At 41.2% G+C, this 12,907-nt stretch carries 18 protein-coding genes; 11 read left to right on the top strand and 7 right to left on the bottom strand.

From position 1 onward, the window contains the following. Window positions 1–334: IS607 family transposase (locus E3E24_RS10900; RefSeq protein WP_167916020.1), on the bottom strand; the 334-nt coding region annotated here is incomplete at its 3' end. Window positions 335–445: 111 nt separating this feature from the next. Between E3E24_RS10900 and E3E24_RS10895 the strand changes: the two genes are divergently transcribed. Continuing rightward, the gene (locus E3E24_RS10895) at window positions 446–1,249 is read left to right on the top strand and encodes an MFS transporter (protein WP_167916019.1); all 804 of its coding nucleotides are present in this window, start codon (window positions 446–448) and stop codon (window positions 1,247–1,249) included. 18 nt (window positions 1,250–1,267) lie between these two features. On the opposite strand, the gene E3E24_RS10890 is transcribed toward E3E24_RS10895, so the two are convergent. After that, window positions 1,268–2,560 carry a glycosyltransferase family 39 protein gene (locus tag E3E24_RS10890; protein WP_167916018.1) on the bottom strand — a complete coding sequence of 431 codons (1,293 nt, stop codon included), beginning with the start codon at window positions 2,558–2,560 and terminating at the stop codon, window positions 1,268–1,270. A gap of 457 nt (window positions 2,561–3,017) precedes the next feature. Between E3E24_RS10890 and E3E24_RS10885 the strand changes: the two genes are divergently transcribed. Further along, window positions 3,018–4,202, top strand: coding sequence for an MFS transporter (locus E3E24_RS10885; protein WP_167916017.1), 1,185 nt, complete (start codon window positions 3,018–3,020; stop codon window positions 4,200–4,202). Here E3E24_RS10885 and E3E24_RS10880 read toward each other — a convergent pair. Continuing rightward, window positions 4,183–4,743: a nicotinamide-nucleotide adenylyltransferase gene (locus E3E24_RS10880; RefSeq protein WP_167916016.1), complete on the bottom strand. Its 561-nt coding sequence runs from the start codon at window positions 4,741–4,743 to the stop codon at window positions 4,183–4,185. The two genes, E3E24_RS10885 and E3E24_RS10880, sit on opposite strands and share 20 nt — an antisense overlap. After that, the gene (locus E3E24_RS10875; RefSeq protein WP_167916015.1) at window positions 4,740–5,504 is read right to left on the bottom strand and encodes an S-adenosyl-l-methionine hydroxide adenosyltransferase family protein; all 765 of its coding nucleotides are present in this window, start codon (window positions 5,502–5,504) and stop codon (window positions 4,740–4,742) included. Before E3E24_RS10875 ends, E3E24_RS10880 begins: the two co-directional genes overlap by 4 nt. Before the next feature lie 59 nt (window positions 5,505–5,563). On the opposite strand from E3E24_RS10875, the gene E3E24_RS10870 reads away from it, so the two are divergent. From E3E24_RS10870 to pgsA, 4 genes are read left to right on the top strand one after another with little or no spacing between them, the layout of a single operon-like run. Next, entirely contained in the window at window positions 5,564–5,995 is a 432-nt protein-coding gene (locus E3E24_RS10870) for a RecB-family nuclease (RefSeq protein ID WP_167886940.1), read from the top strand. A gap of 5 nt (window positions 5,996–6,000) precedes the next feature. After that, window positions 6,001–7,599: a transglutaminase domain-containing protein gene (locus E3E24_RS10865; protein WP_167916014.1), complete on the top strand. Its 1,599-nt coding sequence runs from the start codon at window positions 6,001–6,003 to the stop codon at window positions 7,597–7,599. Then, window positions 7,596–8,135, top strand: a complete 540-nt coding sequence (locus tag E3E24_RS10860; protein WP_167916013.1) for a tRNA (cytidine(56)-2'-O)-methyltransferase — start codon at window positions 7,596–7,598, stop codon at window positions 8,133–8,135. Before E3E24_RS10865 ends, E3E24_RS10860 begins: the two co-directional genes overlap by 4 nt. Further along, on the top strand, window positions 8,125–8,685 hold the full coding sequence (gene pgsA, locus E3E24_RS10855) for an archaetidylinositol phosphate synthase (RefSeq protein WP_167916012.1): 561 nt from the start codon (window positions 8,125–8,127) through the stop codon (window positions 8,683–8,685). The genes E3E24_RS10860 and pgsA overlap by 11 nt, the downstream gene beginning before the upstream one ends. Window positions 8,686–8,746: 61 nt before the next feature. Here the strand turns inward: pgsA and E3E24_RS10850 are convergent, their stop codons facing one another. Beyond that, window positions 8,747–9,451, bottom strand: coding sequence for a TIGR02253 family HAD-type hydrolase (locus tag E3E24_RS10850; RefSeq protein ID WP_167916025.1), 705 nt, complete (start codon window positions 9,449–9,451; stop codon window positions 8,747–8,749). Between the two features lie 202 nt (window positions 9,452–9,653). Here E3E24_RS10850 and E3E24_RS10845 point away from each other — a divergent pair, with 202 nt between their 5' ends. Then, the gene (locus tag E3E24_RS10845) at window positions 9,654–9,941 is read left to right on the top strand and encodes a hypothetical protein (protein ID WP_346766032.1); all 288 of its coding nucleotides are present in this window, start codon (window positions 9,654–9,656) and stop codon (window positions 9,939–9,941) included. An 87-nt stretch (window positions 9,942–10,028) separates the two neighbouring features. Continuing rightward, window positions 10,029–10,313, top strand: coding sequence for an Lrp/AsnC ligand binding domain-containing protein (locus tag E3E24_RS10840; RefSeq protein WP_167916011.1), 285 nt, complete (start codon window positions 10,029–10,031; stop codon window positions 10,311–10,313). Here the strand turns inward: E3E24_RS10840 and E3E24_RS10835 are convergent. Together E3E24_RS10835 and E3E24_RS10830 are read right to left on the bottom strand one after the other, a co-directional pair. After that, on the bottom strand, window positions 10,310–10,882 hold the full coding sequence (locus tag E3E24_RS10835; RefSeq protein ID WP_167916010.1) for an ASCH domain-containing protein: 573 nt from the start codon (window positions 10,880–10,882) through the stop codon (window positions 10,310–10,312). The genes E3E24_RS10840 and E3E24_RS10835 overlap by 4 nt on opposite strands. 1 nt (window position 10,883) lies before the next feature. Continuing rightward, window positions 10,884–11,231, bottom strand: a complete 348-nt coding sequence (locus tag E3E24_RS10830; RefSeq protein ID WP_167916024.1) for an ASCH domain-containing protein — start codon at window positions 11,229–11,231, stop codon at window positions 10,884–10,886. Window positions 11,232–11,350: 119 nt separating this feature from the next. Here E3E24_RS10830 and E3E24_RS10825 point away from each other — a divergent pair, with 119 nt between their 5' ends. From E3E24_RS10825 to E3E24_RS10815, 3 genes are read left to right on the top strand one after another with little or no spacing between them, the layout of a single operon-like run. Continuing rightward, on the top strand, window positions 11,351–11,551 hold the full coding sequence (locus E3E24_RS10825) for a hypothetical protein (RefSeq protein WP_167916009.1): 201 nt from the start codon (window positions 11,351–11,353) through the stop codon (window positions 11,549–11,551). 36 nt (window positions 11,552–11,587) lie between these two features. Beyond that, window positions 11,588–11,752, top strand: a complete 165-nt coding sequence (locus E3E24_RS10820) for a class III signal peptide-containing protein (protein WP_167916008.1) — start codon at window positions 11,588–11,590, stop codon at window positions 11,750–11,752. A gap of 9 nt (window positions 11,753–11,761) precedes the next feature. Next, complete coding sequence (locus E3E24_RS10815) at window positions 11,762–12,889, top strand: A24 family peptidase C-terminal domain-containing protein (RefSeq protein WP_167916007.1); 1,128 nt, start codon at window positions 11,762–11,764, stop codon at window positions 12,887–12,889. Window positions 12,890–12,907: the final 18 nt, after the last annotated feature.

The raw sequence follows: 12,907 nt of genomic DNA, 5'->3' as shown, positions 1-12,907 counted from the left end.
GCTTCTGGTAGTTTTTCCTCTTTTCGTTTAGCCCTGAGCCGATATCTTTGAGGATTTCAATGTCCCAACCTTTCTCTTTTGCGAATTCTTTTATTGTTTGGACTTGTCTGTTCAAATCGTCTTTTTGGGTTCTGCTTGAGACTCTTGCATATCCGATTATCTTTCTTTCCTCTTGAATCCCAAGGATCCTCTTGATTTCGCTTTCTGGAATTCTCCTTCGCCCCCCAACTGTTCTGACAACTCTAATTTTTCCTTGTTTGTCCCAATTCTGAAGCGTTTTTACAGTAACTCCAAGGATTTTCGCGGCTTCTTTTAGAGTATAATGCCTCTCCATATCATCCCCAATATAGAGTACGCGCTCATCCTTTATATATTTTTCCATTATTTTCTATGAAATTATACAAAAAGAAGAACAGTTAGAAACGGCTTCACGCTGATAGCCTCGATGACACTGGAGGGAGACGAGCTTCAGAGGCTCAATGCCAAGATTGAGAGCGTGAGCGAAGCCACTTCCCTTCTCTCCTTCCCGATAGTCGGCTTCTTAGCTTATCGCTTTGGAATTGGGCTTATGATCCTTGATGCGCTCTTCCTTCTCATGGGTGCTCTCGCACTCTTGCCCTACCTTGGTGTTGAAGTCACAAGGAAAGAAAGCCCGCAGGAAGAGCCCACGAGCATGATCATAGGCAGAAAATTAATCGTCGGCTTCATCGCTACACTCCTACTCTTCAATTTCGCGATAGCTTCTTCGAGGATTTTTGTCTTTAGTTCTCTTAAGAGTGCAAGCTTTGGGGAACTCCTCTATGGAAGCCTGCAGTCAGTTAGAAACATTGGGGGACTGTTAGCCGCGATTTCGCTGGCAATATTCATAGCAAGAAAAGACCTCAGGAAGGCGATATTCGTCGGCATGGCCTTTGAGAGTCTCGCGGTTCTTCTTCTCGGTTTGCCCAGTGTTTATCTCCTCTTCGCAGGAATGCTCCTCTTGGGCATAGGAGGGCAAGCGTTGAACATCTCAATGAGCAGCCTCTTTCAGAAGGTCATCCCAATGGAAAGCTTGGGAACATTTAGAGGAGTTTTTGACGCCCTGGCAACGCTGATAATCCCTCTCTCGCAGTTAACCTTTGCACTTCTTATTGAGCATGGGTTTAGTGTCTCACTGCTAGCACTTGGAGCATTTTGGCTGGGTATTGGAAGTGGAGTCTTAATGTTAAGAATGCTTCAGGATGTTTCAACTTCGACAACCCAAACGTAGCGGTGTACTCTCTCAAATTCAAGGCCTAAAAGGAGGAGGCAGTAAAGGCTGTCCAAATCTAAAATTAAGGACGTAATGGGCCACAAAACTTACAAATGAAGATAAGTCCACCAGCAATACGAAGCCAAGGAGCGTATAGCCCAATGCTTTAATTTCTTTGGGTGTTTTCTCATCTAAAAGGCTTGCTATCAATACTCCCGCTGAAGCCGCGAGAACTGGGGCGAATGGGAGGTAAAATCTTGTTTGGAAGATGTATGCATCAGCACGAAGCCAATCGTATTGGAAGTATAAGCCAAAGTATGCTAAGAACCACAAGAGCAAGAGCGGTGCCAAAGGATGCAATGAGCGTGTTCTTCGTGCGAAATATAAACCTGCTGGAAGTAAGAAGATTAATGGAAAACCCTCAAAAAGGAGCTTTGGGTGAATTAGCAAGTTTCTCTGGAGTATTACAAAAGCTTTGTGCCACTCTCCCTTTAACATAAACTGGAAAGCAAAGTTTGTGTAGCCAATTGTGTAAGCGTAGCCCGCTGTAAATGGGCTCCCGAAAACTATGTAATGGTATGTCATGAGCAAAATTGCAGGTGGAATTGAACCTAGGATTAGTAAGCCGAAGTATCTAAGCGGCTTTTTCATGCCCTTTTTCAAGAGCCAGAGCGCATAGAGCAGGATTGCAGGGTAGATTACTACGTTTGTATATCTTATTGCCACACTTGCTCCTAAACTAAGACCCGAAAGCACTGCAATTGCTTGTTTATCCCTTTCAAGAGCCATGTAATATAGCGCCACGCCGATGAGCACAAACACCATGCTCGCAAAGTCGGACATGTAACTCCTATAGAACATTCCCAAGAAGGTTGCATTGAAAAGAAGGATTAGCGATGAAAAGAACGCCGTTCTCGGCTCATAGACAAGGGACAAAAACTTGTAGAAAACAATTAGTGCTAAAAGCCCTAATATTGGATTTACTGCTCTCTCAAGCCCAAGCTTGTGGAAAAGAGCAAGTATGAATGGATACGCGGGAGCTTTCTCTAAGGCAAATTTGTCAAAACTAATTCTCACGTATTGCACTCCGAAGTGGTAGGTTCCAATGTCTTTAACTTCCTTTTGAAACTGTAAGTATTCACTGCGCGTTAGTGTTAGCTTACCCTCAGCAAATGCCTTCATAGCCACATAATACGTGTTATCATCAGGTTCAATTAGCCTAACTGGCAAGGCTAAAACAGTAGCGAATGTGATGAGCGTGATCACAAGGAGAATAACGAGATGGCGTGTTTCAGAGTTTTTAAGGTCAATCTTCCTCATGAGCTTCATTAGCATCCCTCCACAATAACTCCCCTACAATCTCAAGGGGTTTTCCGATAATTGGTAGCCTAATGAACTTGAGACTCAAGAGAGCAATCTTAGCTTCCTTTATAATCTTTCCGGAGGTGTATCCCTCAACGGCTGCCGTTTAAATCACCGACTATTTTATCTTTGATGAACTTAAAAACTAAACAATTCTAAACTTTCAGACTTGTTGAAAATGGTATCTGTCCTATTTTGACCGCTCATAAATTCTACTTTGAGCACACTATTATTATTTGGTGAGGACAATGTTTGATTTCGAGAGTTTGAAGTTTTGGAAAAAGGTGAGCCAAGATGACCCAAGGGTAGTGAAAGAGTGGACTGTCAAGGATGCAGTGGATTTTAGGAATAGGGTTCTTTAACCTTTCTTTTAAGTTTTAGAAGGATTTTTAACAGAAAGCATCAAAATTTCATAGGTGTCTCAATGAAATGGGGCGAAATTCCCAGAGATGCTAAAACTTACATCCTCTACCATACAATCATAGCTCCACAGCTCATCGTATGGTATCTGCTTCCGCTCTACATGATGTACTCAGGTTATTCAGTCCTTGAAGTTGGGGCTTTCTTCACGGCAGTCAACATTGCCGCGATTCCATTGACTTACCTCCTCGGAAGGGCATTCAACCGGTGGGACATTAAGAAGGGATTAATAGTTATTGACGCCCTCGATGGGATAGCCTACATCCTCTACAGCTTTGCAAAGGGCGTAATAGCCCCACTTATGCTTTTCGCGGGCAGAACCATTGAAAAGCTCTCAACGGTTCTCTACCCTCTCTACCGAGCCTACGAGCAGATTATATATCCGGCTGACAAATACGAAGAGATCTTCGCCTGGCATCTACGCCTGCCAGAGATTAGCAGGCTGATAACCTTCCCGATACTCGGCTACCTCTTCGGCTACGTCTGGAACAATGCCGAGCACTACAGGATGGCATTCACAGCTTTCGGTCTCCTCTCAGTCTTCACGATAGTCTACATCTGGCTCTTCCTCCCGTCAGTCGGAAAGGAAGAGAGAATTACGCCTGAAGGGTTTACATTCAAAGCGGACGAGTTTAAGTTCCTGCTTCTGTTTGAGGCCCTGCTCACTTTAGCTTGGTCGCTTGCCCCCGAAATAGTCCTCCTTAATTACGTCGTCTTTGTGCTCCACAAGACTGTCTTCGAGGTGACGCTGATTGCCTGCGCGAGCAGTCTCGCTTCAATAATAGGCACCTATGCCAGCGAAAGGGTTCCAAAGGGAAGGGGCTTCCAGGCGATTAGTCTGGGGATGTTTCTCAGCGCGGTTTATGCCCTAGTTATGTCCCTTTCGCCGCCGTTCTGGCTAGCATTAGTTGTCTACGGGGTCGAAGCGTTTGGAAGCACCCTTTGGTTCCCATTTTACCGCTCTTGGATGTTTTCTTTAATTCCCAATGAGAAGGCAAGCGAATTCCACGCGGCCTTGTCAAGCTACAGAAGGGTTATAGGGCTTTTCACACCATTTCTTGCTGGAGCATTGGCAAGTATAAAACCTACGCTACCCTATTTCGTTAGCTTAGTGCTGTTTTTAATGATAAGTGCACTTTTTATAAAATTTGAGAAGATATCATCAAAAACTAAAACTCAGGAATCCTAATCGGTGTCTGAAATTCTTTCTCATTTTCCTCCAAGTTTGTTGCGAGCATCTTGATTCTCTCGACGCCTTTTATTTCCTTGATATACTTAGCAACAGCTTTTGGTACTAGTTCCTCCCAAGGCTCCCCTTCAATCATTCTCCTCCTTATCTCCGTTGCTGAGAGAATGTCTTTTCTAAACATTGGCTGAACTATAACCTTGTACCCCCTTTCCCTAAAGAGTTGTGCTACTAAGGAGTTCCCTGTAAAGACTACCTCAAACTTTGGGACGAGGGACTCAACGTAAAGAGCCCATATGGCGTTAAAGTTTATATCTGGGAGAGGAATGAGCATATACCTCCTCCTGTCGATTCCAGCCTCATCCAGAGCTCTAAGAATCATTTCCATCCTTTCGCTTGTGGTGAAGGGATTCTTCAATGTGTGACTAACTTGCGCGCTCCCAATGCCAATTATGAGCTCATCAACATGCTTAAATATGAACTCCAAAGCTTTCAGATGTCCGTTGTGGAAGGGCTGAAAACGCCCAACGAAGAGCCCCCTCATATCAGCTTCACCTCCAGCTCATCACCAACCTTGACTCCTAAAACCTCAGCAGCAGAGCCTTGATTGACAGCTATCTCCAAATAGTCATGACTCCCTGGCAGAGCCAAAAGCTCACCTTTTCCAACTTGTCCATAGGTATCAAGATAGGGAATTTTAAACCCTTTAACCTCAACGTATTTTGGTCTTTCGTAATTCTCTAAGTTGAGAATCACATTGCCAAAGTCATCTATGTAAATCACTTTCAAAATCCATTTCCCATCTTTCTGCTTTGGCTCTAAATCAAGCTTTATTATCTCGTCCAAGCTGATCTCTTTTCCTAAGCGGGAAGGTTCATAGCCTAAATCCAGCAGAGCTCCCGCTGGACCAAAGACGTCTCTTCCGTGGAAGGTTGAGCTGATTTTTCTCCCAATTATTGCCTCAATCTTTTTAATATCAATCTCATAGGCTGCCGTTGGATTTATGTGCTTTAGTGGAAGAGTAGCTAGGCCGTTGTCTGGAACCACTAAGAACTGATTTCCTTCTATGATCAGCGCTTTCCTCTCAGTACCTACTCCGGGATCAATAACTCCAATGTGAATTGTATCTTTTGGATAGTATTTCACAACTTGCTCCATTACAAAAGAGCCCTCAAGAATGCTGTGTCTGGTGATTGCGTGAGTTATATCGATGAGCGTCGCTTTGGGATTTATGCTTAAGATGGCTCCTTTCATCTCCCCAACATATGGCCCTTTGATTCCGAAGTCTGTAGTTAGCGTAATCATTCTAACCACCTAAAGATTATTAAGGTTCAATCCTTTAAAGAGCCTTTGGAGGTGAGGGAATGATAATCGTTGTGTATCACAACATCAATGCAACAAGGAAGCTTGAGGAGTTTGCTAAAATAGCCTTTGGCTTTGATGTTGACTTATTAGTGATTTCAAAGCCTACCGGCACAGCGGCACAAATGGGAGTGCCAGAAATACATAAAGAGGCATTCAAGAAAGGTAAAAACGTCTTAATCGTGGGAGATTTGCCTGATGCCATTGAGGTGGTCCAGCCCGACGAAATTTATACAGTCACGAAGTTTGGAGAACCAGCTAATTGGGAAGAGCTGAGGGAAAAAGTGAAAGAGAAGAAGGTGATGTTTATCTTTGGTGGAACTGAGCCAGGGCTGAGCAAAAAGGAAATTGAGGTAGGAACACCGATTAATGTTAGGTGGGAAATCGGCGAGCTCGGTGAGTTGGCAATCCTCCTTCATGAACTAAAAAGGTGAGCTAGTTGAAAAAATCTGCACTCCTCCTGCTTTTGATAATTTTTGCATCGGGGTGTCTGATTAAGCAACCGGCTGTGGTTACTTTTGAGATTGATAGAACGGTTGTAAAAGCCGGAGGGACTTTTCATATAATTGTGACTATCAACAACACAGGAAAAGTTGCGTTTATTGATGCGAATTTGATGATTAATAATCCAAACTTTAAAATCCTGCAGAACCCCAAGTTTCCTGCCCCATTAAAGGTGGGGCAAAAAGCTGAGCTTGTGTGGATAGTAAAAGCCCCTGATAAACCTGGAGTATACACAATAGGAGTGCCATTGGAGCTTGTTGATGAACTCCATAGGACATGGAAAGGATTTTACCGTGAGTTTACAATAACCGTTGTTAAAGAGGAAAGCGAGATTCCATCCGGAGAGCTTTATGTGAATTTAAAAATGCCCGAATCAGTGGGAGGGGGGAAGCTTTTCAACATAACATTGGAATTGAGGAATGTTGGGACTGCGCCGATAGAAATAGGTGAGATTTCTCTGAATCTCCTTGATGGTTTGAAAATTGTTAATCAGACAAAAGTTCCTCAAAAAATAGACGGTGGGAAATCTTATCTCATGGTTTATCTGATAAAAGCGCCATATGAGTATCGGGCAGGATACATAACTACCGTTGTTAGCTACTTTGAGAACGATAGAGAGAAGAAAGAAATTAAGAGCAGATACTTAGAGGTAACATGGAAGCCTTGGCTTGCAAACAATGAAACACTGAGAAGGGCATATGGAGACAACTATTATTGGATCGAGAACAGATATCTCGTAGATGGCTACTGGATTAAGAAATTTAACTCCACACCTTATGTTGATATTGGCATCATGCGGAACTATGCTTTACCTCTTGTCCTAAAATCAAAATCTGAAGTAGAGGCAGGCAAACAAATATACACATGGATTGTTGAGCATTACAAATTCGGTGATACAACAGCTTCCATTGATCCACAGAAGATACTTCAGCAAAACAAAATCAGCTATGCTGAAGGACAACTCCTTTTTACGGCCATGATGAAATCCATTGATGTGCCGGCAAGACTCGTGAGCTTGTACAATGGTACAGACTGCACTTTAAGGCCGCTGTCTGAGTTCTACTCCGGAGGAGAGTGGTATGTTGTAGACTTTAGGCATGGATTTATCGGAAGCAGAGAGGATTACATAGCAACTCCATACTTTCCCAAGATTTACCAGCTTCTAACACAGGGGAACTACAAACTTGTTGCTCAGGCTCCAGAGGAGTTGAGAGGGCATGAGCATATTGATGTTGGTCCTGACTATCTCGCAAATCTCAAAGATAAGCTGATGATGAAAGTTGAAAAGAGGCTTAATCCAATGCTTAGGACGAAGATTACATTGATGCTTACTGGAATGAACGAGAATGAGCAAATCTTCACGTTGTTCATTCTAACCTCAGCTCCTGAAAAAGAGTTGAATGAAATGTTCCTCAACTATGATTATAAAGATATCGCGAAGACAATTAAGGCGCTCTACGAGTTTTATAAAGACAAGCCTTGGCCGGATGATTTTAGAAAGTACTGGTATATCCTCAGGGGGGTGTACAAATGATAGTAGTGCTTAGGTTAGGCCACAGACCCGAGAGAGATAAAAGAATAACAACCCACGTAGCTTTAACCGCAAGGGCCTTTGGAGCTGATGGGATAATAATTGCAGCTGATGAAGATGAACATGTAAGAGAGAGTGTTGAAGACGTTGTAAAACGTTGGGGAGGACCATTTTTCATAAAATTCGACCCTCACTGGAAAAAGATAATGCGTGAATGGGAGGGAAAAATAGTCCATCTCACGATGTATGGAATTCATGTGGATGATGCACTGCCTAAAATCAAGGAAGATTTAAAGCGTGGAGAAAACCTCTTAGTTGTTGTAGGAGCAGAAAAAGTCCCAAGAGAAGTTTACGAGCTTGCCCATTACAATGTTGCAATTGGGAACCAGCCACACAGCGAGGTTGCAGCTTTGGCAGTATTTTTAGACAGACTTTTAGATGGAGAAGGGTTAAGGAAAGAATTCAAAAATGCTAAACTCAAGATAATACCCCAAGAAAAAGGGAAGAGAGTGATAGAGGTCGAGGGAGATGCTCAATAGATACAGGCCAGTTTTCAAAGGTTACTTGGAGACAATCGTTAGACCTCTAGTAAAAATCGGCCTAACTCCAAATCAACTCACTGTTATTGGAATGCTGATCTCCCTATTAGCTGCTTACTTCTTTGCTATGGGGGAGCAGAGATTAGCAGCATTAACTCTAATCTTTGGTTCATTAATTGATGCTCTTGACGGCACTTTAGCAAGGCTAACTGGCAGAACTTCCCGTTTTGGGGCGTTTTTAGATTCAACAACTGATAGAGTTAGTGATGGGGCAGTTTTATTTGGAATTGCTTATGGTGGTTTGGTTGATTGGAAAATTGCATTCATAGCTCTAATTGGGTCATATTTGGTAAGTTACGAAAGATGCAGAGCAGAACTTGCTGGAAGTGGAACTTTAGCTGTGGGTATTGCAGAGAGAGCTGAGAGACTGCTGATTTTAATAATTGCAGCACTCTTTAATAGAGTGGATGTGGGAGTTTACATTGTTGCAGTCTTAGCTTGGATTACAGTCTTTCAAAGGTTATGGGAGGCAAAGAAAAGGCTGAGCTGAAAAGAGAGGGATGATGACAATTTCGCTGGCTGAGTTGTGATGAACCCTGCCGTTGCTGACCTCAGATCTCAGATACTATGTCTAAAACTTCCCTTAAGTCGCTTATTATAAACTCACACTCTCCCCAAAGCTTCCTCTTTTCTCCTGTTTTATCAAGCAAGATGCTTATCATATCAACTTGCCTCGCACCAACGCAGTCCTTAAGAGGATTATCACCAACATAAACTGCTTCTTCTCCTTTAACTCCAGCTTTTTTAAGTGCAATTTCGAAAACTTTCGGATGTGGCTTAAAGAATCCTGCCTCTTCACTTGTTGTTATGCTGTCAAAGAGGTCAAGAATTCCCAATGCTTCTAAATGAGCTCTTAAATAGTCATTATCTGAGTCTGTAATAAGTCCAACGTGATAACCTCTCTTTCTGAGCTCTTTTAGAGTTTCAACGACTTCTGGATAAAGTTTTCCATGGAGTTGGTGCAGTTTCAAGTGGGTTTGCCAAAAATCCTCGGGAACTTCAAAATTGTATTTTTGGGCAAGCTTTTCGAGGGTTTCAATTTCTATGATGCGTATTGGCTTGTAAGGTTTTCCTGCCAATTTGCTGAACTCTTCTTTTGTGAGGTGCTCATACTCCTCCAAAAGCTGTTTTGCATTAACCTCAACCTCTGCATTCGCATTCTTCAGAACTTCTTCCATGATTTTGAGATGGGTAATGGCTTCGCTCTCTTTGCTTAAGAGAGTCCCGACAAAATCAAAGAACACCGCTTTAATCATGAACACCACCGTGTTTATCTCTGATTTTTAAGTTAAAACCCTTTGTTATTTGTGGATTAAATATTTAGAGTTCATGAAAACGCTGTTGCATAAGTGACAGAAATTTATCAAAAAATTTTCTAAATTTTGCCATTTTATCCGAAAAATTTGCAAAAAGAATTTATACAACCTTCACATTTGATAACTGAAAAAGTCTCTGGAGGTGATTAGGCTCGAGGCCATACTGCTGGTCTGGGGAGTAAGGGATGAAGTGCTCAAAAAGCTTCCTGTAGAGGGGTACTGGCTCTACGGGGAATATGATTTCATAGCTAAGGTTGAATTTGCTGATGAAAATGAGCTTAGAGAATTCAGCTTAAGACTAACAAGGCTTGTAGGAAGGGGAAAGTTCAAACTTTTCCCGGTTAAACTATCAAGTAGCACACTTAAAAACTCCGCTGAGAACCATCAGATTAATGGAATAATCGAGAACAACGTTTTTTATGTATTTTAAAGCCTTATTTTGCTATTTTTCACCACTTGAAGTGAGCATAGGGCGTATAAATAGTTTTGAATTATAATTATTATGGAAGTGAGTAGTGTGAAGGTTATACTGTTCATAAGTGTGCTTGAGGAAAAAGTTAGCGAGATTGAGGAGCAATTATGGAAGAGAGGGCTAATAGAGGAAATTCATCAAATTAGAGGAGATCCAAATATAGTGGCAGTTATGAACGTTGAAGACGAGAGAAGGTTAAGAGACGTTGCCCTTGAAATTTCTCGAATGAGAGGTGTGTACTCAGTAAGAATTTACCCAGTGGCAGAACACCATACAAAGGAGGAGCTAAAAGAGTATTGGAATTCAAGACAGCAGATATGGGTGTATTAAATTTTTGGTTCCATTAAACCCTTCTTTTTGAGTTCTTCATAGGCTTTTCTTAAGACTTCTCTGATTTTGTACCTCTTGTTCAATCCTCCAAGCTTATATGCCGCCTTTCTAAGGCTTCCTTCTTTCAAGAAGAGATTTAAAAGCGCAATTTCTTCAAAGCTCAAGTTGTCGAGGTATTTGAGTGCCTTTTCTGCAATTTCGATTGGATTGTTCCCTTCATATGGAAAATCCGCTGAGAGAATGGGTTTATCTAGAACTTTGGTGAGTTCGAATTCGATTATTGTTGCTGGTGTATTTGGAGTTAGATGTTTGTAATGCTCTTTTAAAGCCTTCAGAAGCTCCTCCTTGTTTTTAAATCCATCTAGGCGGGCATCTTCGTCAGTGAGTTCAGAAACTTTCTTTGTTTCAACTCTTTTTATTATTCCCTTACCCAATACATATCCTCCAGAATGTATCAGCACTTCATCGCCAGGCTTTAGATTTATCTTTCTTCCTAATCTTATGGTTGCCCTCTTTTTTCCGCTGAGTATCATATCTTTATAGCGTCCGTCGAATTTTAGGTTCTTCACTTTACTCACCTTTCGATTTTGGTTTTAGAAGGCGGAATTTAATGGCTATGACGCCGTAGCGGTTTTCCTTCCATTTGGGATACATTTCATGAAATCTCTTTAAAGCTTTTTCAAAGCTTGGACTGTCTGGAAATATCTTCTCGATTGGCTCTTCTCTAAGCACCTGCCTGAATGTTTCGTATTTCTTTACACTAATCACTTCAGCTGGAATGAGATTGTTGAAAAGTATCTTATCCCTCGCTTTGATATCTCTTATTTGAGGATATGCCACCCTAACCTCAATTCTCTTTTTTCCGCTTTTTATCATTTCAAGGTATTCGTCTCTCACATACAATTTATAAACTCTCATTGTCATCACAACCAAATATATTAATGTGTTTAAAAATGTTATAATCCTACAATTTTTAGTATGTTTAACTCAATTTTGAGGAAATATGCTTATATTTATACTGCACATTACTGAGTATTATGAGGGATAGGAAAGTGAGGAGGGCACAAGCTGCGTTGGAATATTTGTTCATGATTGCTGTGGCATTTATGATTCTTGTAATTGTGTACCTTACCCATCCTCAATCAACTTCAGGAGACGTGGAAAATCTAGGAACTGTAATCACAAATGCATCATCTAACCTTACGGAAGAAGTAAAGAGTGCGTATGACAACCTTTAAATTTGTTGAGTTTACAAATTATCTTTGGTGAGAAAATTGAGGCGAGCTCAAACTGCATTAGAGTATTTGTTTATGATGGCTGCAGCTTTGATACTTGTCGCTATAACCCTAAGGGTTATTCTGAACAGTGTGGGGGAGATAAATAAGGTAGTAACTGAGTATATAACGACTATTAGGCAAAACATTATAGAAAATCTCTGAGGTGAAATAATGAGCATGGTTTTACTTGTTCTTGGGGTTATTATGGGTGTTCTTACGTCGTATACCGACATCAAAACTGGATTCATTGATGACAAGCATGTGTTTCCGATAGCAGGGGCAGGTATTTTATACTATGCCTACCAGGGCATTAAAAATGGGGATTATCTTTGTGCTTTCTCGGGGATAATTGGATTGGGAATTGGACTCTTAATAGGTTATGCGTTGTATTTAATTGGAGGATGGGCAAGCGGTGATGTAATAATATTGGCCGCATATGCGGCTCTTTTTCCATATGCTTCTGAGTTTGCAAGAATTAAAGCCCCGTATGCAGTTTATTATCCACTACATGCGCTGACGCTATTTTTTAATAGTATACTTGCTGTATTTCCATTTCTCTTCGTATATGCCCTTGGGGGCTTAATCGTCAAGAAAAAAACAGATAAGCTAAAAGCAGTCTTTACTGAAAACATCATGCTTACCATTGAACTGGCTCTTTGGATTATGGCATCACTCGGGTTTTTCATAGCTTTGCAATATTATTTTGGCGTTACATTGCATCCATTAGTTAGGTGGAGTGGAACTTTAATAATATTGGGAATACTAGGAAAATACAAAAAAGTTGGTAACACACTTGGAGTCATTGCATTGGGTGTTTTCACCTATATTATTGGATTTGTCTTTTTATTGTCTTTTGCAAAGCTCTTGGTTGTATTCTATATTTTCAAAGTTTTCTTCTCCATTGTTAAAGTCCTTAGAAACGAAATACTCATAGAGAGAAGACCTGTTGAGGAGCTTAAGGAGTGGGATATTCTGGGAGAGTGGATTTACGAAAAGAACGGAGAAATTCTAAGAGACAGAGAAAGCTTCACAGATAAATTCAAAAAAGCTTTAGCTACTGGCGATTTAAGTCTCCTAAAGCCCAGTTATGAAGGTATCATAGCATCTCCAACTGCCGAAGGCTTAACAAAAGAACAAATAGAGAAGCTCAAAAGACTTGTAGAGGAAGGAAAGCTTGAAAATGAGTTCATCGTTAGGAAAGCGATGCCCTTTGCACCAGCGCTCTTTTTAGGATTTTTAATCTCTGTCTTTTATGGTGATCTGTTTTGGTTATTGCTCCAAAAGATGAGTGGACTTTAGGTTTTTAAACTGTCATTA

It is taken from the genome of Thermococcus sp. LS2 (genome assembly GCF_012027375.1).
Lineage (GTDB): Archaea > Methanobacteriota_B > Thermococci > Thermococcales > Thermococcaceae > Thermococcus_B.
The sequence above is the reverse complement of the archived record's forward strand: the minus strand, read 5'-3'. Positions and strand labels throughout refer to the sequence as shown.